14 protein-coding genes and 1 other RNA gene are annotated in these 21062 nt (G+C 58.7%); 13 read left to right on the forward strand and 2 right to left on the reverse strand.

Going from position 1 to position 21062, the window contains the following annotated elements:
• The first annotated feature begins 212 nt into the window (after window positions 1-212).
• Window positions 213-1412: a multidrug efflux MFS transporter EmrD gene (gene emrD, locus AB5Y47_RS01895; protein WP_010675087.1), complete on the forward strand. Its 1200-nt coding sequence runs from the start codon at window positions 213-215 to the stop codon at window positions 1410-1412.
• 133 nt (window positions 1413-1545) lie between these two features.
• Here the strand turns inward: emrD and ssrS are convergent.
• Together ssrS and zapA are read right to left on the reverse strand one after the other, a co-directional pair.
• Window positions 1546-1728, reverse strand: a non-coding RNA gene (gene ssrS / locus AB5Y47_RS01900) — 6S RNA.
• Between the two features lie 16 nt (window positions 1729-1744).
• Window positions 1745-2077, reverse strand: a complete 333-nt coding sequence (gene zapA / locus AB5Y47_RS01905) for a cell division protein ZapA (RefSeq protein WP_010675086.1) — start codon at window positions 2075-2077, stop codon at window positions 1745-1747.
• Window positions 2078-2250: 173 nt separating this feature from the next.
• On the opposite strand from zapA, the gene AB5Y47_RS01910 reads away from it, so the two are divergent.
• The 12 genes from AB5Y47_RS01910 to AB5Y47_RS01965 all read left to right on the forward strand — a co-directional run bounded on the left by AB5Y47_RS01910 (window position 2251) and on the right by AB5Y47_RS01965 (window position 21060).
• On the forward strand, window positions 2251-2820 hold the full coding sequence (locus AB5Y47_RS01910) for a UPF0149 family protein (RefSeq protein ID WP_200163623.1): 570 nt from the start codon (window positions 2251-2253) through the stop codon (window positions 2818-2820).
• 187 nt (window positions 2821-3007) lie between these two features.
• Window positions 3008-4231 (forward strand): 2-octaprenyl-6-methoxyphenyl hydroxylase, encoded by a 1224-nt coding sequence (gene ubiH, locus AB5Y47_RS01915; RefSeq protein WP_069651409.1) that lies wholly within the window; start codon window positions 3008-3010, stop codon window positions 4229-4231.
• Window positions 4232-4331: 100 nt separating this feature from the next.
• Window positions 4332-5552: an FAD-dependent 2-octaprenylphenol hydroxylase gene (locus AB5Y47_RS01920; RefSeq protein ID WP_010675083.1), complete on the forward strand. Its 1221-nt coding sequence runs from the start codon at window positions 4332-4334 to the stop codon at window positions 5550-5552.
• Between the two features lie 381 nt (window positions 5553-5933).
• Window positions 5934-7031 (forward strand): glycine cleavage system aminomethyltransferase GcvT, encoded by a 1098-nt coding sequence (gcvT, locus tag AB5Y47_RS01925; protein ID WP_010675082.1) that lies wholly within the window; start codon window positions 5934-5936, stop codon window positions 7029-7031.
• Between the two features lie 76 nt (window positions 7032-7107).
• The gene (gene gcvH / locus AB5Y47_RS01930) at window positions 7108-7497 is read left to right on the forward strand and encodes a glycine cleavage system protein GcvH (RefSeq protein WP_010675081.1); all 390 of its coding nucleotides are present in this window, start codon (window positions 7108-7110) and stop codon (window positions 7495-7497) included.
• 232 nt (window positions 7498-7729) lie between these two features.
• Window positions 7730-10606, forward strand: coding sequence for an aminomethyl-transferring glycine dehydrogenase (gene gcvP, locus AB5Y47_RS01935; RefSeq protein WP_319863073.1), 2877 nt, complete (start codon window positions 7730-7732; stop codon window positions 10604-10606).
• Window positions 10607-11156: 550 nt separating this feature from the next.
• Window positions 11157-12680 carry a type I restriction-modification system subunit M gene (locus tag AB5Y47_RS01940; RefSeq protein ID WP_368219714.1) on the forward strand — a complete coding sequence of 508 codons (1524 nt, stop codon included), beginning with the start codon at window positions 11157-11159 and terminating at the stop codon, window positions 12678-12680.
• Window positions 12670-13941, forward strand: a complete 1272-nt coding sequence (locus AB5Y47_RS01945; protein WP_368219716.1) for a restriction endonuclease subunit S — start codon at window positions 12670-12672, stop codon at window positions 13939-13941. Before AB5Y47_RS01940 ends, AB5Y47_RS01945 begins: the two co-directional genes overlap by 11 nt.
• On the forward strand, window positions 13938-14639 hold the full coding sequence (locus AB5Y47_RS01950; RefSeq protein WP_368219718.1) for a UPF0149 family protein: 702 nt from the start codon (window positions 13938-13940) through the stop codon (window positions 14637-14639). Before AB5Y47_RS01945 ends, AB5Y47_RS01950 begins: the two co-directional genes overlap by 4 nt.
• Window positions 14640-14756: 117 nt before the next feature.
• The gene (locus AB5Y47_RS01955; RefSeq protein ID WP_368219719.1) at window positions 14757-16286 is read left to right on the forward strand and encodes an AAA family ATPase; all 1530 of its coding nucleotides are present in this window, start codon (window positions 14757-14759) and stop codon (window positions 16284-16286) included.
• Window positions 16277-17770 (forward strand): VWA domain-containing protein, encoded by a 1494-nt coding sequence (locus tag AB5Y47_RS01960; protein ID WP_368219720.1) that lies wholly within the window; start codon window positions 16277-16279, stop codon window positions 17768-17770. Before AB5Y47_RS01955 ends, AB5Y47_RS01960 begins: the two co-directional genes overlap by 10 nt.
• Window positions 17767-21060: a type I restriction endonuclease subunit R gene (locus tag AB5Y47_RS01965; RefSeq protein WP_368219722.1), complete on the forward strand. Its 3294-nt coding sequence runs from the start codon at window positions 17767-17769 to the stop codon at window positions 21058-21060. The genes AB5Y47_RS01960 and AB5Y47_RS01965 overlap by 4 nt, the downstream gene beginning before the upstream one ends.
• Window positions 21061-21062 lie beyond the last annotated feature (2 nt).

The following is a 21062-nucleotide window of genomic DNA, read 5'->3' on the forward strand; positions in this document are numbered from 1 at the left end:
CCGTCGCATTAGAAAAACTTGGGTAAGCAGATTATAAAGTTTCGTTCGTTTTTTGTGATATGAATCACTAAGATTGTCGCAAGCCAGAGAGCGTCCTGCTGCTGGCGGGTGCGGGTCCTCCGCCTTGTTCCTCTTCAACGACCTTTGTCAGACACCTCCTGCAGATCCCTGCCCGGAGGGTGGCGGCTTTTTGATTTTTTTCGGACGACAGTATGTATCGGCACAGCTTCTATCCCCTGTTTTTCCTGACCATTCTGATGGTCGCCGTGGGTCAGATGACCCAGACCCTTTATGTGCCCTCCATTCCCATGATGGCGGGGGACTTCCATGTGGCCTCCGGCCAACTGCAGGCGGTGATGGCCTGCTACCTCATTCCCTACGGCCTCTCCCAGTTCGTTTATGGCCCCTTGTCGGATCGCATCGGTCGTCGCCCTGTGCTCATCATCGGCATGATGATCTTCCTGGTCGGCACCCTCACCATCCAGCTGATCCCGAGCTTCACCGCCTTGCTGGCGGGCAGCCTGATCCAAGGGCTGGGCACCGGGGCAGGGGGCGCCATGAGCCGGACCGTGATGCGCGACCGTTACAGTGGCGCCGAGCTCAACCGTGCCAACAGCCTGGTGAGCATGGGGGTCATCTTCTCCCCTCTGCTGGCACCTGTGCTGGGCGGCTGGCTCACCGAGCTGTTCAACTGGCGTGCCGGCTACTGGTTCCTGTTCGGTTTTGGTGCCCTGACCACCCTGGCGCTGCTGGCCTGGTTTGGGGAGACGCTGCCAGCATCCGCCCGCCAGCATTCGCTGCGGGTGGGCGCCGCCTATCGTCATGTGCTCGGCAACCCGCGCTTTCAGGGCAACCTGCTCTGTCTGATGGCCACCTTTGCCGGCCTCGCGGTGTTCGAGGCGGCGGCCGGGGTGTTGCTGGGGGACGTGCTCAAGCTGAGTGCCCGCACCGTCAGCGTGCTGTTCGTGCTGCCGCTGCCCGGTTATCTGTTCGGCGCCTGGCTCTCCGCGAGACTGAGTTTTCGCCTGAGCCAGGGCAAGCTGATGCGCCTTGGCATCGCCTTCCTGGCCCTGGGGTCGCTCATCATCCTGGTACCCGGGCTGCTCGGCATGGTGAGCGCTGCCTCCCTCGTGGGCGGGGCTGCGGTCTACTTCATTGGCAGCGGCATTCTCTATCCGACCGCCACCTCCTGTGCCATCGAGCCCTTCCCGGGCCAGGCGGGTACCGCGGGAGCCGTGCTCGGGGGCATGCAGAATCTGGGGGCTGGCGTGGTAACCCTGCTGGCCGCCAGCTTCCCGATGACGGGGCAGGTGACCCTGGGGGCCATCATGACGGTGATGGTGCTGATCGTGGCCTTGAGCTTTGTGTGGCTGCGCCACAACGGCGCGCCCCACGAGCAGATGGCCGTCTGACACGGCCAAGAGCCCGCCCCGTTGGCGGGCTTTTTACTGCCTCCTGCCGGGTGGCGAGACGCCGCAGGCGAGTGGAAGGGGGTTGCCGCGCAGGCAAAGAAAAAGCCCGTCATGATGACGGGCTTTTTTGGGTAGGTACCCCGGAGATGCCGTTGCCGGTTTGGGCCCTTGAACCGTCGGTTCAAGGCGGAGATCTAATCTGGCCGCAGGCTTCTCGGTCGGGCCGAGCATGCTCAATAGCCAGAAGGCAGACCCCCTGTTTGGTATGAATATCGGCTCGGGGACTTGAACCGGCTGACAAACACTCCAGGGAATTTCAAAACTCGGTGCGATTAGGGCTGTTGCGCCTCTTCGCTGGATTCACCGTATTGTCCGTGCTCGATCAAGGCGGCTTCGATGGTGCGTTGCAGCATCTTGATCCGCTTGTCCATGGTCTCAGAGTATTGGTGGTTTTTCTCTTTTTCAAGGCAGAGCTCGTGACAGAAATTGAGCGCTGCCATGACGGCCAGCTGTTCGTTGCTGGAGACCTTGGAACGTTGACGAAGCTCGATGAGCTTGTCGGTCAGCTGGTCGGCGGCCTGGCGCAGGGCATCTTGTTGTCCCAAGGGACAGGACACCTTGTAGGGACGTCCCAGAATGACGATTTCTACGGCCTCTATGCTCATGCCTTCCTCAATACGGCGGGGCTGATTTCCGCCTTTATCCACGTGGACAACTGGGCGGGACTATATAGCGCAGATGCAGAAGTTTCAAGGCCTTGCTGGCTCTGGCAGGGGGAGAATGCTAGGATCTCGGCCATAAATTCTGCATATTTGCCTGAACTTTGAGCGGATCCTAGATGAGCAAAACAAACCCCCTGAAATACGCCGTCGTGGCGGACCTGATGGCACAGCACGACCTCATGGCGACGGCCGTCGAGGCCCATGGCGTGATCTGCGGCCTGGTGTGCGGTGGCGTGGCCCTGGACGACAAAAGCTGGCAGCCCCATTTCAATGATCTGATCAACGACGGTTTCGGTCTGCCGGCACCGGTGCGCCAGGTGATGACCGACCTCTATCACGAGGTGATCGAGAGCCTGATGGCACAAAAGGGCGTCGAGTTGCTGCTGCCAAGCGACGAGGCGCCGCTCGATGAGCGCATCGACTCGCTGGTGGACTGGTCCCAGGCCTTCCTGGCCGGCTTTGGCGTGGTCCAACAGGAGCTCTCCAAGGCATCCGAAGAGCTGCAGGAGATGATTCAGGACATCGCCAGCATCACCCAGGTCTCTGCCGAGTTCGATCAGGAAGATGAAGAGAACGAAGCCTCCTTCCTGGTGCTCTACGAACATGTGCGCCTCGGGGTCATGATGGCGTTCGAGGAGTTTGGCAAGCGCCCGGCCGCACCGAGCACGCCGCCGACCCTGCACTGATCTGCCCGCCCACCGGGTCAATGAAAGAGCGCATCACGGCGCTCTTTCTGTTTTACAAGGGGCGAGAGCAGGGGAGGCACTCTGCTAACCCATGGTGCCAAAGCGGTTTTTTGCCCGTGGCTTCGCATCCCGTCCGCCACCTTTGTGGTAGGATTGGCCCACGTTTTTTCGCCTATGCCCTCTTCTCATGTCTCAATCTGATCTGGTTCACGTCGACGTGGCTATCGTCGGCGGTGGTATGAGCGGTGCCGTGCTGGCCCTCTCCCTTGCCGCCCTGAAAGGACAGGATGGCGCCCCCCTGCAGATCCTGCTGCTGGAGGCGAGTGCGCCCGAGCTCAATGCTCATCCCGGTTTCGATGCCCGTGCCATCGCGCTTTCCGCCGGTACCTGCGAGGCGCTGGCCCGTCACGGCCTCTGGCCGCACCTGGCGCCCCACTGCTCCCCCATCACCCATATCCATGTGTCGGATCGGGGCCACTGCGGCCAGACCCGGCTGTCGGCGGCGGAGTATGGCCTGCCCGCCCTCGGTCAGGTGATCGAGCTGTCGGCGGCGGGCATCGTGCTGCAAGAGGCGATCGCCGCCTGCCCGCAGATCCGTATGTTGTGCCCGGCTAGGCTTGAGGCCATCGACCCCGACGAGGGGGGAGTGACGCTCGCCCTGGAGGGCGGTGCGCGCTACCGCACCCGGCTGCTGGTGGCGGCCGACGGGGGCCACTCCTTCGTGCGCCAGCATTTCAATATGCCGGTCAGTCGCCACGATTATGGTCATAGCGCCATCATCGCCACCGTCAAGACCGCCGAGGACCCCGCCGGACGGGCCTTCGAGCGCTTTACCGACGGAGGGCCGCTGGCCCTGTTGCCCATGCAAGACGGCCTCTCCTCCCTGGTGTGGAGCGTCCCGCGGGACGAGGCACAGGGGCTGCTTGCACTGGATGACGCCGCCTTTCTCGCCCGTCTGCAGCAGGCTTTTGGCTGGCGCCTCGGGCGCATCGAGCGTACCGGCGTGCGCCACCTCTATCCGCTGGTGCTGACGGTGGCCGACTACCCGCTGGCCCAGCGCACCGTGCTGGTGGGTAACGCCGCCCACCTGCTGCACCCCATCGCCGGTCAGGGGTTCAACCTCGGCATGCGGGATCTGGACGTGCTGACCCGGACCCTGGCCCGTGCGCTCGCGGCGGGGGAAGACATCGGCGGCTTTGAGGTGCTAAGCGGCTACTGGCAGCAGCGGCGGGACGATCAGGCCCAGACCGTCTGGCTCACGTCCTCCCTGGCCCAGCTCTTCTCAAACCATCACGCTCCCCTGGTGGTGGGCCGCAATCTGGCGCTCTCCCTGATGGGCAGAGTGCCCTGGCTCAAGGCACCGCTCGCCTCCCGCACCCTGGGATTCGTGGACGAGGTGTGCGGCCAATAAGCGCTGTCGCCCCGGCGGCAAAGACGATTTCGAGCAAGAGGCACGCCTGTGGGCGTCGCCTCGCAGATCCTGGCGACCCGCCCGGAAAGGACACAAGAGAATGCAGATGCAAGATGTGGATGTGGTGATCGTGGGGGGGGGCATGGTGGGCCTGGGGCTCGCTGCCGCCCTCAAGAACCGGGCGATCAAGGTGGCCATCGTGGAAGGCCGGCTGCCCGATGCAACGCTCGGTGAGACGCCGGACAACAGGGTCAGTGCCCTGAGCCTCGCGAGTCAGCACATCCTGCAAGGGGTCGGCGCCTGGGACGGCATAGTGGCGCGCCGCCTGCAGCCCTACGAGAAGATGCAGGTGTGGGAGCAGGACAGTTTCGGCCACATCGATTTCGATGCTGCCAGCCTGCGTCAGGGGGCCCTTGGCCACATCGTCGAGAACCGGGTGATCCAGCTTGCGCTGCTGGACGCCATCGCGGGGGCCAGCAATATCCAGATGCTGACCCCGGCCCGGGCCACCAGCCTGCAGTGCGGGCCAGCGGGCGCCCTGCTGCTGCTGGAAGATGGCCAGGCCCTCTCGGCCAAGCTGGTGGTGGCCGCCGACGGCGCCCACTCCTGGGTGCGCCGTCAGGCCGATATCCCGCTCACCAGCTGGGATTACGGTCATCACGCCCTGGTGGCGACGGTGCGTTGTGCCGAGCCCCATGAGGCGGTGGCGCGCCAGATCTTCACCCCCCAGGGGCCGCTCGCCTTCCTGCCCCTGTGGCAGCCCGACCTCTGCTCTATCGTGTGGTCTGTGCCCGCGGCCCGCGCCGAGGCGCTCTGCGCCCTGGATGACGACGGCTTCAACCGCCAGCTCACCGCCGCCTTTGATGGGCGCCTCGGGCTGTGCAAGGTGGAGGGGGCTCGCAGCGCCATTCCGCTCACCGCCCGCTACGCCCGCGACTTTGCCCGCGAGCGCCTGGTGCTGGTGGGGGATGCGGCCCACACCATCCACCCGCTGGCGGGGCAGGGGGTGAATCTGGGCTTGCTGGATGCCGCCGCCCTGGCGGAGCAGATCCTCATTCATCACGGCAAGGGCGCGGACATCGGCCTGCTCGCCAACCTGCGGGGCTACGAGCGCTGGCGCAAGAGCGAGGCGGCGCGCATGCTGGCGGCCATGGAGGGGCTCAAGCGACTGTTTGCGGGCAGCAACCCCCTCAAGAAGCTGGTGCGCGGGGTGGGGCTTCGCGCCGTCGACGGTCTTGGCCCCCTCAAGCAGGGCATGATCCGGGCCGCCATGGGGCTGGATGGGGAGCTGCCCACCCTGGCCAAAGGTGAAAAAATCTAATCTTACCCCGGGGTTTTAACAAAAAAACTAATCTGACAGGGCGAGATGACCCTTCGGGGTGTCAGCCTTTAATGTTGGCGAGAAGCGAAACGTTTTTCTGTAAATTGTGACGGGACGGTAAAAATCAACATTAAATCCCGCAATGGCGCGTTTTTGGCTGTTTTTATCACTGTTTTTGCCTTAGTGTCTGGTGTCAGTGAGTCGGGTGAGGATTAGTTTTTTTTGAGCGGTGCCCCGGCACGCTTGTCATATAATCCGCTCCGTTCAAGGAATCACTCCTGCCCGCCCGGGCGGGAACGAGCACAGAGCTTGTGGTCCGTAGTTCCCGACGAGCCGGGGCGGATTGCGAGTGTTGTCGCGAACGCTTAAGGAAACACAGCGATGATCCAGACTACTGTATTGCATCCGAAACACCTGGAAGCGGGTGCCAAGATGGTGGACTTCCACGGTTGGGAGATGCCCATCAACTACGGTTCCCAGTTGGAAGAGCACCATGTGGTGCGCACCGATGCAGGCATGTTCGATGTCTCCCACATGACCATCGTCGATTTGACCGGCGAGCGGGTCAAAGCCTTCCTGCAACACCTGCTGGCCAACGACGTGGCCAAACTCACCGTCCCCGGCAAGGCCCTCTACAGCGGCATGCTCAATCCGGAAGGCGGCGTCATCGATGACCTCATCACCTATTTCCTGACCGATACCTTCTACCGCCTGGTGGTGAACTCCGCCACCCGCGAGAAGGATCTGGCCTGGATCCGCCATCACGCCATCGACTTTGCCGTGAGCGTGACCGAGCGCCCCGAGCTTGCCATGATCGCTGTGCAGGGCCCCCACGCCAAGGCCAAGGCGGCCAAGGTGTTCACCCCCGAGCAGAATGCGGCGGTCGAAGGCATGAAGCCCTTCTTCGGTGTGCAGGCCGGGGATCTCTTCATCGCCACCACCGGCTACACCGGCGAAGATGGCTACGAGATCGTGGTCCCCCAAGAGAAGGCATGCGATCTGTGGCAGGCCCTGCTGGACAACGGCGTGGCCCCTTGTGGCCTGGGTGCCCGTGATACCCTGCGCCTGGAAGCGGGCATGAACCTCTACGGTCAGGACATGGACGAGTCAATCTCTCCGCTGGCCGCCAACATGGCCTGGACTCTGGCCTGGGAGCCTGCCTCCCGCCAATTCATCGGCCGCGCCGCCCTGGAAGCCCAGAAGGCCGCCGGCAACCAGCCCAAGCTGGTGGGTCTGGTGATGGAAGAAAAGGGCGTGCTGCGTGCCGGCATGCCGGTCACCTTCACCAGCGAGAGCGGCGAGACACGGGAGGGGGTGATCACCTCCGGCTCCTTCTCGCCCACCCTGGGTTACAGCATTGCCCTGGCGCGGGTGCCCCGTGATATCGGCGAACAGGCCCAGGTGGAGATCCGCAAGAAGCAGGTCACCGTGAAAGTCACCAAGCCGGCCTTCGTGCGCAACGGCCAGCCGCTGGTGTAATCATTGATTGCGGCGAGGGTTGACCTTCGCCGCCCCATTTTTGTTGAAGCGATCCAAGAGCATAAAGGAAGCACAAATGAGCCATATCCCGAGCGAACTGAAATATGCCACCTCCCACGAGTGGGTCCGTGTTGAAGCCAACGGCGAAGCCGTGGTCGGCATCACCGAGCACGCCCAGGATCTGCTGGGGGACATGGTGTTCGTCGATCTGCCGGAAGTGGGCAAGCAGGTGAGCGCCGGTGAAGATTGCGCCGTGGCGGAGTCCGTCAAGGCCGCCTCCGACATCTACAGCCCGGTGAGCGGCGAGATCCTGGCCGTCAACGAAGAGCTGGAAGGCAGCCCCGAGCTGGTCAACTCCGACCCCTACGGCGCCGGCTGGCTGTTCCGCATCAAGCTGGACGACGCGGGCGAGCTCGCCAACCTGCTGGATGCCGAAGGCTACCAGAACGTGGTGGACGAAGAGTAATGCCTCCGGGCCCTGCCAACACAGCAGGGCCCTCTTGTATGACTGCCATCCTGCGGCCATGGCGGTTGCAGGAAGGGCGCAGCCTTTGCGCCTTCGGGATGCCCTTGCCGCATTCCCCGTCTGCCCGCGGCGGACACAGAACATGAGTGGAGCCGGTATCGACCGGCTACAGGAACATCAGGTCTTGGTTATCAGGATGTCATGCCAGGACCTATTACCAGGAAATAGGGAAATGACCCAGTCACTGTTTGAACTCGAGCAAAAAACCGATTTCATCCGCCGTCACATCGGCCCGGGTGAGGAAGAACTGCGGGCCCTGCTCGCCACCGTGGGTGCCGAGAGCCTGGACGATCTGATTGAGCAGACGGTCCCCGCCGCCATCCGTCGTCCGGGGCCGCTTGGTATCGGCGCCCCCATGACCGAAGTGGAGGCCCTGGCCAAGCTCAAGGGCTATGCGGCCAAGAACCAGATCGCCAAGAGCTACATCGGCATGGGCTACCACGACACCCACGTGCCCCACGTCATCCTGCGCAACGTGCTGGAAAACCCGGGCTGGTACACCGCCTACACCCCCTATCAGCCCGAGCTGGCCCAGGGCCGTCTCGAAGCCCTGCTCAACTTCCAGCAGCTCACCCTGGATCTCACCGGCATGGATCTGGCGAGCGCCTCCCTGCTCGATGAAGCCACCGCCGCCGCCGAAGCCATGGCGCTGGCCAAGCGCATGGCCAAATCCAAATCCAACCTCTTCTTCGTGGCCGACGACGTTCACCCCCAGGTGATCGACGTGGTCAAGGAGCGCGCGGTCCACTTCGGTTTCGATGTGGTGGTCGGCCCTGCGGGCGAGGCCGTGAGCGAAGAGGTATTCGGTGCCATGTTCCAGTACCCGGGCACCACCGGCAATGTGACCGATCTGCGTTCCCTCATTGCCGCCGTCCAGGCCCAGAAGGGGCTGGCCTGCGTCGGGACCGACATGCTCTCCCTGCTGCTGCTCAAATCCCCGGGTGAACTGGGTGCCGACGTGGTGTTCGGCAGTGCCCAGCGCTTCGGTGTGCCCATGGGTTACGGTGGCCCCCACGCCGCCTTCTTCGCCACCCGCGATGCCTACAAGCGCTCCATGCCGGGTCGCATCATCGGCGTCTCCAAGGATGCCCGTGGCAAGAGCGCCCTGCGCATGGCCATGCAGACCCGCGAGCAGCACATCCGCCGCGAGAAGGCCAACTCCAACATCTGTACCGCCCAGGTGTTGCTGGCCAACATGGCGAGCTTCTACGCCGTCTACCACGGCCCGGTGGGGCTCAAGACTATCGCCTCCCGCGTGCACCGTCTGACCACCATCCTGGCGCTCGGCCTCACCGCCAAGGGTGTGGCCCTCAAGCACGAAAGCTGGTTCGATACCCTCACAGTACTGACGTCGGACAAGGCTGCACTCATTGCCAAGGCCGAAGGGCTCGGCATCAACCTGCGTGCGGATCTCGATGGTGCGGTCGGTGTGTCCCTCTCTGAAACCACCACCCGAGGCGATGTGGCCGAGCTGTTCGACCTGTTCCTTGGGGCGGGTCACGGCCTCGATGTGGAGGCCCTCGACCAGGCCGCCCAGACGCATCAGGCGATCCCGCAGGATCTGCTGCGCACCGACGCCGTGCTGACCCACGAGGTATTCAACAAGTACCACTCCGAGACCGAGATGCTGCGCTACATCCACCGTCTCGAAGCGAAAGATCTGGCCCTGAACTACGCCATGATCTCCTTGGGCTCCTGCACCATGAAGCTCAACGCCACCGCCGAGATGATCCCGGTGACCTGGCCTGAATTCGGCAAGCTGCACCCCTTCGCGCCGCTCAAGCAGACCCAGGGTTACCAGCTGCTGCTGGCAGATCTGGAAGACTGGCTGGTGAAGGTGACCGGCTACGATGCGGTCTGCATGCAGCCCAACTCCGGCGCTCAGGGCGAATACGCGGGCCTCTTGGCCATCAAGAAGTACCACGAGTCTCGCGGCGAGGGGCATCGCGATGTCTGCCTCATCCCGGCCTCTGCCCACGGCACCAACCCGGCTTCCGCCCAGATGGCGGGCCTCAAAGTCATCGTCACCGCCTGTGACAAGGCCGGCAACGTGGATCTGGACGACCTGCGGGCCAAGGCCGCCGAGGTCGGAGACCAGCTCTCCTGCCTGATGGTGACCTACCCCTCCACCCACGGGGTGTACGAGGAGACCATCAAGGAGGTGTGCGACATCGTTCACCAGTATGGTGGTCAGGTGTACCTGGACGGCGCCAACATGAACGCGCAGGTCGGGCTGACGGCGCCAGGCTTTATCGGCGCGGACGTCTCTCACCTCAACCTGCACAAGACCTTCGCCATTCCTCATGGCGGTGGCGGTCCGGGCATGGGCCCCATCGGCGTGAAGAAACACCTGGCACCGTTTGTGGCCGGTCACGCCGTGGTCAAGACCGACAAGGAGAGCCGTGACAACGGCGCCGTGTCTGCCGCCCCGTTCGGCTCGGCCAGCATCCTGCCCATCAGCTGGATGTACATCGCCATGCTGGGGGACGAGGGGCTCAAGAAATCCACCCAGGTGGCCATCCTCAACGCCAACTACCTGGCCAAGAAGCTCGGCGAGTCCTTCCCCGTGCTCTATACAGGTCGCAACGGCCGGGTGGCCCACGAGTGCATCCTGGACATCCGTCCGCTCAAAGAAGCCAGTGGCATCAGCGAGATGGACGTGGCCAAGCGCCTGATGGACTACGGCTTCCACGCGCCGACCATGAGCTTCCCGGTAGCGGGCACCCTGATGGTCGAGCCGACCGAATCCGAATCCAAGCGCGAGCTGGATCGCTTCGTGGAAGCAATGACCGCCATCCGCGCCGAGATTGCCCGGGTACAGGACGGTCACTGGAGCCTTGCCGACAACCCCCTGGTCCATGCGCCGCACACCCAGGACGACGTGATGGATGCAGAGTGGAACCGTGGCTACAGCCGCGCCGAGGCGGTCTTCCCGTCCGACGCGGTGCGCGCCAGCAAGCTGTGGCCGTCGGTCAACCGTATCGACGACGTCTATGGCGATCGCAACCTGTTCTGCTCCTGCGTGCCGACCGAGGATTACGCCAAGTAATCGCGGCGCTGATCACGGACATTTAAGTTGGAAACCGTGACATTGAAGTTGGAAACCGACCATTTAAGTTGGAAACTCAAAGGCCCTGCAACAGCAGGGCCCTTTTATTTTTTGCGGTGATTAACTGTAATTAAATTACAAAAATGATCTCGGTTAGTGAGCTCGGACATTTAAGTTGGAAACTGAAAGACCCTGCATCGCAGGGTCTTTCTATTTGCGCGGTGCATGAATTGCGCAACTGCCGGGCGTTGATTGGGCAATATAAGTGGCTTGATTTGCGTCGATGGTTCGCTCGCGGCGGATCTTTATGGCGATCATAACGATAGAGGCAAAATGCGAGCTGGCACGCTTGACGCACCTGCGCCAGTTGCGACAGACTGCCGCCGCATCATTGGCGATAACGCGAAATGTTGTGAACGTGCCGCCGCTTGCCACCCTCAGTGCCGGGCCTCTCCCGCGCGGCCCGCTGGCTTGAACGATGAATCCTGCATCCCGCTCAAGCGTCCGCGCCTTCCCGTTTATCCGGCCACTGCCCAAGGAATTGTGACTTATGACTACCTCGATAAACCAGGACGATATCAACAAGGCCCTCTGGTCTGCCTGCGATACCTTCCGGGGCACCATCAGTGCCGATACCTATAAAGATTTCGTGCTCACCATGCTGTTCCTGAAATACATCTCCGATGTCTGGCAGGATCACTACGATGGCTACAAGGCCGAATATGGCGATGAGCCGGAGCTCATTGAAGAGATGCTCAAAAACGAGCGCTTCGTGTTGCCCAAACAGGCCAGCTTCTACAGCCTGTTCGAGCGTCGTCACGAGCCGGGCAACGGCGAGCGGATCGATCAGGCGCTGCACGCCATCGAAGAGGCCAACGGCACCAAGCTCAAAGACGCGGGTAAGAGCGTGTTTCAGGACATCAGCTTCAACACCGACCGCCTCGGCGAAGAGAAGCAGAAGAACACCATACTGCGCCACCTGATGGAAGACTTTGCCAAGGATGAGCTCAACCTCAAACCGAGTCGGGTCGGCACCCTGGATGTGATCGGCAACGCCTATGAGTATCTCATCAAGAACTTCGCCGCCAGCGGCGGCCAGAAGGCGGGGGAGTTCTATACCCCGCCCGAAGTTTCCGATCTTATCGCCGAGCTGCTGGAGCCGATGCCGGGCGACACCATCTGCGATCCGGCCTGTGGCTCGGGGTCGCTGTTGATGAAGTGCGGCCGCAAGGTGGTGGCAAACCATGGCGAGAAGCACTACGCCCTCTACGGGCAGGAGGCTATTGGCTCTACCTGGTCGCTGGCCAAGATGAACATGTTCCTGCACGGGGAAGACAACCACAAGATCGAGTGGGGCGACACCATCCGCAACCCCAAGCTGCTGGATAAAAACGGCGATCTGATGCGCTTTGATATCGTGACCGCCAACCCGCCCTTTTCGCTGGATAAATGGGGTTATGAGGAAGCGGGGAACGATAAGTTCGGTCGCTTCAAGCGCGGGCTCCCGCCCAAAACCAAGGGGGATTACGCCTTTATCCTCCATATGATTGAGACCCTCAAACCCAAGACTGGTCGCATGGGGGTCGTGGTGCCCCACGGCGTGCTATTCCGGGGTTCCAGCGAGGGCAAGATCCGTCAGCTGCTGATCGACGAGAACCTGCTCGATGCGGTGATCGGCCTGCCAGAGAAGCTCTTCTACGGCACCGGCATCCCCGCCGCCATCCTGATCTTTAAAAAGCAGAAAGTGGATGACAATGTGCTGTTTATCGACGCCAGCCGCGAGTTCAAGGCGGGTAAAAACCAGAACCTGCTAAGTGCGGACAATATCGCCAAGATCGTTGCCACCTATCGCAACGGCGGCAATGTCGATAAATACGCCTATCTCGCCTCGCTTAAAGAGATCAAGGAGAACGACTACAACCTCAATATCCCCCGTTATGTGGATACCTTCGAGGAGGAAGAGGAGATCGATCTGCTGGCGGTGCGCGCCGAGCGGGAGCAACTGAAAGCCCAACTGACCGAGCTGGAAACTGAGATGGCCAAGTATCTGGAGGAGCTCGGCTATGGTGCCTAAAGGGTGGATTGATGGGCGAGTCGGCGATCTTCTTGAAGGTTTAGAATCGGGAGTCAGTGTTAATGGTGAAGATCGAGATTTTGTTGGTGACGTAAACGCTGTATTAAAGATTAGTGCTGTTACATATGGAACGTTTGATCCTACTGCCGCTAAAGTTATTGATGGGTTAGAGTTAGATAGAGCTAAGACAAACCCAAAACGTGGGCAGATAATTATCAGTAGAAGTAACACTGAGGAACTAGTTGGGGCAAGCGCATACATAGATAGGGACTATCCGCATTTATTTTTACCAGACAAGCTCTGGCAGACTATCCCCAAACAAGACTCGGATATGAAATGGCTAAGTTATATCTTAGCGTCAAGCCCTGTTCGCTATGCCCTGTCTAATTTGGCTACTGGTACAAGTGGCTCGATGAAGAACATCACAAAAGGCGAGTTACTAAGCCTCAAGGTGTTGATCCCTCCGCCACTGGAACAAAAGCAAATCGCCCAAATCCTCTCCATTTGGGATAAGGCCATCACCACCACTGAACAACTGCTGGCCAACAGTCAGCAGCAGAAAAAAGCCCTGATGCAGCAACTGCTCACCGGCACAAAACGCCTGCTAGATAACAATGGAGTAAGGTTTAGTGGGGAGTGGAAGCGATCAACGTTAACCGATATTATTAGATCTTTGGATTCTGGCATTTCTGTCAATAGTGTCGATGATGCATTAAATTCTGAGCACTTTGTCTTAAAGACAAGTTGTGTAGCAGATGGAATATTCAATCCAATAGAAAAAAAGAATGTAATAGACGTCAATGAAATAGGACGTTTGAAAGAACCCCTGCTTAATAACTCAATACTGATAAGTCGCATGAATACACCACAATTAGTTGGTGCAAATGCATATGTAGAATTAGCTCCAGTTAATACTTACCTTCCTGATAGATTATGGCAAGTTAAGGTAAAGCAAGATCAGGTTTCAATGCAGTGGCTTGGATTTTGGTTTTCCTCGCCAAAAACGAGAACAACTCTGTGTGATCTGGCATCAGGAACGAGTGGAAGTATGAAAAACATTTCCAAACAATCCGTCCTTGGTATGCATATAAGATTACCGCCAATCAACGAGCAACAGAAGATTGCAACAGTGCTGTCCACCGCCGCCCAGGAAATTAGCGTCCTGCAACAGAAACTCGATGCCCTAAAGCAAGAGAAAAAAGCCCTGATGCAGCAACTGTTAACCGGCAAGCGGCGAGTCAAAGTGGAGGTGGCAGCATGAAGGAAATCACCATCCATCCCCTGACCGAGAGCGAGACCGAGTGGCTGGAGCAACGGTTGCTGGATTATGGCGACGATGATTCGGTGCTGAGCTTGTCGGAACTGGACGGCTTTCTGGCCGCCATCGTCACCGGCCCCGAGCTGGTGCCGATTAGCCGTTGGTGGCCGATGTTGTGGGGCTGCGCGGTTGAGCCAAAGTGGCGATCGGAGCGGGAGATGAAGCGGGCCATGGAGCTGATCCTCGGTCATATGAATCTGCTGGCCCACACTCTCTGCTATCAGCCTGAACACTTCGAGCCGGTGCTGATGGTCAATTCCTATGCCGAGCCCCCGGTCGTGATCGCCGAGGAGTGGTGCATTGGCTATCTGCGTGGGGTGGCGCTCGGCAACTGGCCGTTATCGTCAAAAGATTGGCCCGCAGAGTTGGATACCTGGCTCGACGTTATTCGCCTGCATGGCAGCGATGACCAATTGCCACTGCTTGCCAGCCTCTCGCTGCCGGAACATCAACAGAGCGTGGCCGAAGTGGGGCCTGCCGCGTTGAAATTGCACGCCTATTTTCTCGCCCAACGGGGGCCAAACAGGGCGCCTGTCGCGGTACCATCGGTGAAACCGGTCAACGCCCCCGCCAAGGTCGGGCGCAATGATCCTTGCCCCTGTGGCAGCGGCAAGAAATACAAGCAGTGCTGTCTGCACTGATTTAGCTCTCGCCCGTGGCCGTCACCTCAGGGAGCATGACGGCCAAGGCGAATGGAGAGCATTGTCAGCATCCGCATTGCCAAAAAAATTCAAATAAACAGTCAGTTAGGGATAAACATGAAATTACAACAACGGATGGAACTGCTGGTTAAAGCGGTATGTGAAGGGATGTTCGAGCGGGAAGAGGTGATCTCGGTGGCGCTGCTTGGTGCTTTATGTGGGCAGAATATCTTTCTTTACGGCCCCCCTGGCACGGCCAAAAGCCTAATCTCCCGACGCATCGCCTGTGCATTTGCCAATCCTACCTACTTCGAGTATCTGATGAATCGGTTCAGTACTCCTGAGGAGGTCTTTGGTCCCATCTCGATCAAGGCGCTCAAAGAGGATCGATATGTTCGCAAAACCGAGAACTATCTTCCTCAAGCCGATTTCGCTTTTCTGGATGAGATATGGAAATCGAGCCCAGCGATCCTCAATACCCTGCTGACACTTATCAATGAGCACACCTTTCGCAACGGCGAACAGATCGAGCAGGCCCCACTGAAAGCCTTGGTGGCTGCGTCGAATGAAACGCCCGATGCCAATCAGGGACTGGATGCGCTGTATGATCGCTTTATCATCCGCCTGATGGTCGGGCCCATTGAGCAGTCTGATAATTTTGAACGATTGCTGGCGTGCAAACCGACCGAGGCGGCTATCAGGGTTGATGACTCGCTTATTGTGAAGGCCGATGAGTGGGCTAAATGGCGAGAGCAACTGCATGAGGTGAGTTTGTCACCGGAAACCCTGACCATTATTCGCCTGATCCGCAGTGAACTCGCCACCAAATATGACAAACTGAAGGTCTATGTTTCCGACCGCCGCTGGCAGCGGGCTACCCAACTGCTCAAGGCCGCTGCCCTCTTTAATGGCCGCAGCGAAACCAATCACAGTGATGCCTTGCTATTGCGGCACTGCTTGTGGACCCATGAAGATAACCGTGTTGCCGTTAACGATATCGTCGAGCAAGCCGTCAAGGATAGCGGTTTTGACAGTGGTATTAATCTGGCAGAGATCGATCTCAAAAAAGACTCTCTGGATAAGGAGATTCATAATGAGCTTTTTTGTTCAGATGATATTTATGATGTGGTCTCATTGAATCGTTTTGTTAAAGGTGAACAATATTTCAAAGTTAAGAATGTATTAAATAGATATGCCGGTTCACCAGCGCATATATATTTTTCAACAAAACGTATGTACAAGTCGGGGGAATTTCATCCAATTGACGAGGCTGGCAATGAAATTGACGAGCTGAATTGCGAGTTTGATAAGCAGGGAACATGTAAAATATCTTATTCTCAATATGTTTACCATAGTGGTTCATTTGAATTCAAACCAAAAGTGTTGTTTCATAAGGGCGATAAAAAACCGGATATCAACCAACGTCTGATTGACTCACTCTCATCTTCAGTGACAGAGGTCAGATCGCAGCTGAGTGCCATTTTGGACAAGGTGGAGACCTTGCAGCAGGGATATGAACAGCGTCTTGCATCCATATTTGTCCCGGTAGAAAAAGTAGCCATTGCGCTCGATGGGATTACGGAGCAGATAGGCCAACTCAAGCTGCGTATCAAAGATTGCGAACGGCTGGAAGCCTTATGCAAATAAGTCAGGTGGAGAGTGCATCGCTTCTCGCTCAAAGAGAATTCCGCGACAGCTATGGTGGATTGCTGGCTCACTCCAGCTCGCTGACCAGCCAGGTCACGCAGCACATCGAGGAGTGGAAGAGAGATACTGAGGCCGCGTTGACCAGCGAGTGTCCATTCGCCGGGCATGCCCACAAGCTGAACCATTGGCGAAGAGAGAGTGCGCTTGGCGATATATCCAAAACCTCTTTTCAAGGGGCTGTGAAGGATTATCTCGCGCTCTGTAAAGCCTGCCAGCACCCGGCGGATCCGCCATTTTGGCAAAAACAGGTTGCCGATAGTTTCGCTCAGGAGGCGGAGCTGCCGAGTGCGGATAAGGCCGTCAGTTGCCAACTGCTGGCTACTGAATGGCAAAAGGTGCTGGATAAAGCCCGCAATGGATGGGAGCTGACCCGGATCGAGCAGCTGCGTCTCCAGTTAATGGAACGATTGGAGAGCATGCTCAAGCTGTTGCAGCAGTTGCAACCTTTGCTTGAAGCGTTGGGGCTGGATCCGGGGCGGCTGGTTGATCTCTCCAGTGGCCAGCTCTCTGCCCAAGATCTGGCCCAGTTCCAGAAGTGGGCAAGCTATCTGGCAAACGACATGGGGTTGCATGCGTTATGCGACTTGCTCGGCAAGATCCGGCAGATTGAACTCTCCGAAAAGATTGAGCGGGTGAAGGTCAACCACGTTCTGGATCTCTGTCTGCCCGATATCAACTCCCGAGAGGAGATAGTGGGTATTCGGTTGGGGCGAGATCTGGAGCATGTATTACCCAGCGAGAAAGCCCTGTTGGCTGATGACGAGACCGCATTGCTGTTTGATTTGAAGTTCGTCGAGTCACGACTGATGAGCTTTGATATGGCTGGTATACAGACTCAACATCAGCATGTTGAACGAGAAGAGGAGAGGCAGGTCAACGAAGAGGAGAAGCGCGGCCCCATGATCCTCTGCGTTGATACCAGTGGCTCGATGAGCGGTGCGCCCGAGACGATCGCCAAAGCCATGACGCTATTTCTGGCAACCAAAGCGAGAGAGGAGCAACGTCCCTGTTACCTGATTAACTTCTCTACGGGTATCAAGACGTTGGAGTTGAGTGGAACATGGGGCCTTGCGTCGATAATCGACTTTCTGAAAATGTCGTTTCATGGTGGTACTGATGCGGCACCAGCCCTTGGCCATGCGTTGAAAACCATGGCCGCAGAAACCTACCAAAAGGCTGACCTGCTGATGATTTCTGACTTCATCATGGCGGATCTGCCACCGGAGACCCTGGCAAATATCGAGCAACAGCGTGGCAAGGGTAACCGCTTTTACTCTCTGGTGGTCGGCTCTGCTTATATGGTTCAGCGGCTAAAGAGTCTCTTTGATCATGAGTGGGTGTATAACCCGACGACGAGTACCGTTCATGAGTTGATCGGCTTTCAGCAAAAAATTGACAACCAGTTTGAGGCATCCCCGCTATGAAGGCCTTGCCGAAATTTCAAGAAGAATACAGCGCCAAGATCCCCGCCCTGACCCTGCTGACCCAGCTGGGCTGGTCTTTCCTCTCCCCTGAACAGGCGTTGGCGGCGCGGGATGGCAAGGCCGATCAGGTGGTGCAGCGTCAACAGCTACGCAGCGTACTGGCCGAGCGCACCTTTATGTTTGCGGGCAAAACCTATCCGCTTTCCCCTAAGTCAGTGGACAATCTGGTGAGCGAGCTGTGCAGCCCGGCCCTGAATGAAGGGTTGCAGGCGGCCAACGAGCGGCTCTATAACCACCTTCTCTATGGCATGTCGGTGACCGAATTTGTCGATGGCAAGAAGGTGAGCCCCACCATCCCCCTCATTGACTGGCACAACCCGCAAAATAACCGCTTTACCTTTACCGAAGAGTTTCGGGTTACCCGCGCAGGGGGCATCGGCTCTTCGTTTCAAGAGCATCGTCGCCCGGATATCGTCTGTTTCGTCAATGGCTTGCCCCTGGTGGTGATCGAGGCCAAGCGCCCGGATGGCAACGCCAAAAAAGGGCCGACCATCAAGGAGGGGATCTCCCAGAGCCTACGCAACCAGCGCCCCGACGAGATCCCGCTGCTGTTTGCCTACAGCCAGTTGTTGCTCTCCATCAATGGCATCGAGGGGCGATATGGCACTTGCGGTACGCCAGAGAAGTTCTGGGCCGCCTGGCGTGAGGAGGACATCGGTGATGGCGAGATGACGGCCATCAAGAATCAGCCGCTCTCATCCGAACAACGCTCTGCCCTGTTTAGCCACCGTTCCGCCGCCGATCTGGGCTGGTATCAGTCTCTGGTTGCGGCGGGCGAGCTGGCGGTCAGCGATCAGGATCGGCTGCTCATCAGCCTGCTCTCGCCGGAGCGGCTGCTGGAGATGACCCGGCTGTTCACCCTGTTTGACAAGAAGGCGGGCAAGATAGTCGCCCGCTACCAGCAGGTGTTTGGCATCAAGCGGTTGATCGAGCGTATCAACCAGAAACGCCCAGATGGCGGGAGAGAAGGTGGGGTGATCTGGCACACCACTGGTTCGGGCAAGTCGTTCACCATGGTGTTCCTCAGCAAGGCACTGATCCTGCACGACAGTTTGAAACAGTGTCGCCTGTTGGTGGTGACCGACCGGGTGGATCTGGAGAGCCAGCTCAGCAAGACCTTTGCCTCCAGCGGTGAACTCGCGGGCAAGAAAGATAAAGAGGCGGCCATGGCCACGTCGGGCAAGCGGTTAGCCGAGCAGATCGGTAAGGGCAGCGAGCGGATCATCTTCTCGCTTATTCAGAAGTTCAATTCAGCCACCAAGTTGCCGGAGTGCATCAACAAGAGCCCGGATCTCATCGTGTTGATCGATGAGGGCCACCGCAGCCAGGGGGGCGAGAACCACATACGCATGAAGCAGGCGCTGCCCAATGCCGCCTTTGTCGCCTTCACCGGCACACCGCTGCTCAAGGATGACAAGACCACCAACAAGTTTGGCCCCATCGTCCATGCCTACACCATGCAACGGGCGGTCGAGGACAAAACGGTGACGCCGCTGCTCTATGAGGAGCGCATCCCCGATCTGGAGGTCAACGAGCGGGCCATCGACAGCTGGTTTGAGCGCATTACCCAGGGGTTAAACGAGCAGCAGCAGGCCGATCTGAAACGCAAATTTGCCCGCAAGGGCGAGATCTACAGCGCGGAAGATCGCATCAAGCTGATTGCGTTCGATATCGCCAGTCACTTTTCAAACCACATCGTCGAGGGGCTCAAGGGCCAGCTGGCCTGCGATAGCAAGGCCTCGGCGGTGCTCTATAAAAAGTATCTCGATGAGGCGGGATTGTTCGAGTCGGCGGTGGTGATGAGTCCGCCCGACAGCCGGGAAGGCAACACCGAGGTCGATGAATCGACCACCCCGCTGGTCACCCAGTGGTGGAAGGAGAATGTCGGTACTCAGGATGAGCAGGTCTATTCCAAGGCGCTTATCGAGCGTTTTGCCGATGAGAATGATCCCCTCAAGTTGCTGGTCGTGGTGGACAAGTTGCTGACCGGCTTCGATGAACCAAAGAACACAGTGCTCTATATCGACAAGCCACTCAAAGAGCACAACCTGATCCAGGCGATTGCACGGGTCAACCGGCTGCACCCGAAGAAGCAGTTCGGTCTGCTTATCGACTATCGCGGCATCTTATCCGAGCTGGATACCACCATCGGCAAGTATCAGGATCTCGCTTCCCGCACCCAGGGCGGCTATGACGTTGACGACCTCAAAGGTCTCTACAACCAGATGGGCACCGAATATAAGCGGCTGCCTCAGCTCTACCAGACCCTGTGGAACATTTTCGCCGGGGTGAAGAACAAGCAGGATATCGAGCAACTGCGTCAAGTGCTGGTGCCCAAGATGGAGGAACTGGACGGCGAACTGGTGGATGTGAACCTCAAGGTGCGAGAAGACTTCTACGAGGCGCTCACGGCGTTTGCCAGTTGCCTGAAAGTGGCGTTGCAGTCGGCCTCTTTCTTCGAGGACAGTGCCTTTAGCGAGGCGGATCGCCGTCACTACAAGGAGACGGTGAAACAACTCTCCAGCCTGCGCCAACTGGTGCAGCAGGATGCAGGCGAGAAGGTGGACTACGACGAATATGCCGAGCAGGTGAAGAAGCTGCTGGATAAGCATGTGGTCGGTGTAGAGGTTAAAGAGCCTGGTGGCGTCTACGAAGTCGGCAAGATGGGCCAAAAGCAGCCAGAAGAGTGGAGCGAGAACAAGACCCGCAACGAGACCGACATCATCAAGACTCGCGTCACCCGCATGATCGAACAGGAGCTACGCGACGACCCCTACGCTCAGGAAACCTTCTCCAAGCTGCTGCGACAAGCTATCGAGGAGGCAGAGAAGCTGTTCGAGCACCCGCTCAAGCAGTACATGCTGTTTCGGGAGTTCGAAGAGCAGGTACAGGAGCGCCGCCTGAGTGACATTCCTGACGCCTTTGCTGGGCATCGCCACGCTCAGGCCTACTTTGGCGTGTTCAAGAAGGTGCTGCCTGAGGTGTTTGCCATCGCCGACAGCCAGGTACAGGACAAATGGATAAAGCTGGCCTTCGAGATCGATACGGTCGTAGATGCGTCTGTGGCCGAGCACTCCATCAACCCGCAGAACATCGAGGCGGGTATTCGCAAGCAGTTGCTGCCGCGTATGTTCCAAGAGTGCAAAACAATCGGCAGTGGTATGGAGCAGGCCAAGAAGATCGTCGAGATGGTGGTGCAGATCACCCGAGTCGGCTTGAGCGGAGTCTGATC

Origin of the sequence: Aeromonas sp. R7-2 (genome assembly GCF_040908105.1) — a bacterium.
Classification (GTDB): Bacteria; Pseudomonadota; Gammaproteobacteria; order Enterobacterales; family Aeromonadaceae; genus Aeromonas; species Aeromonas caviae.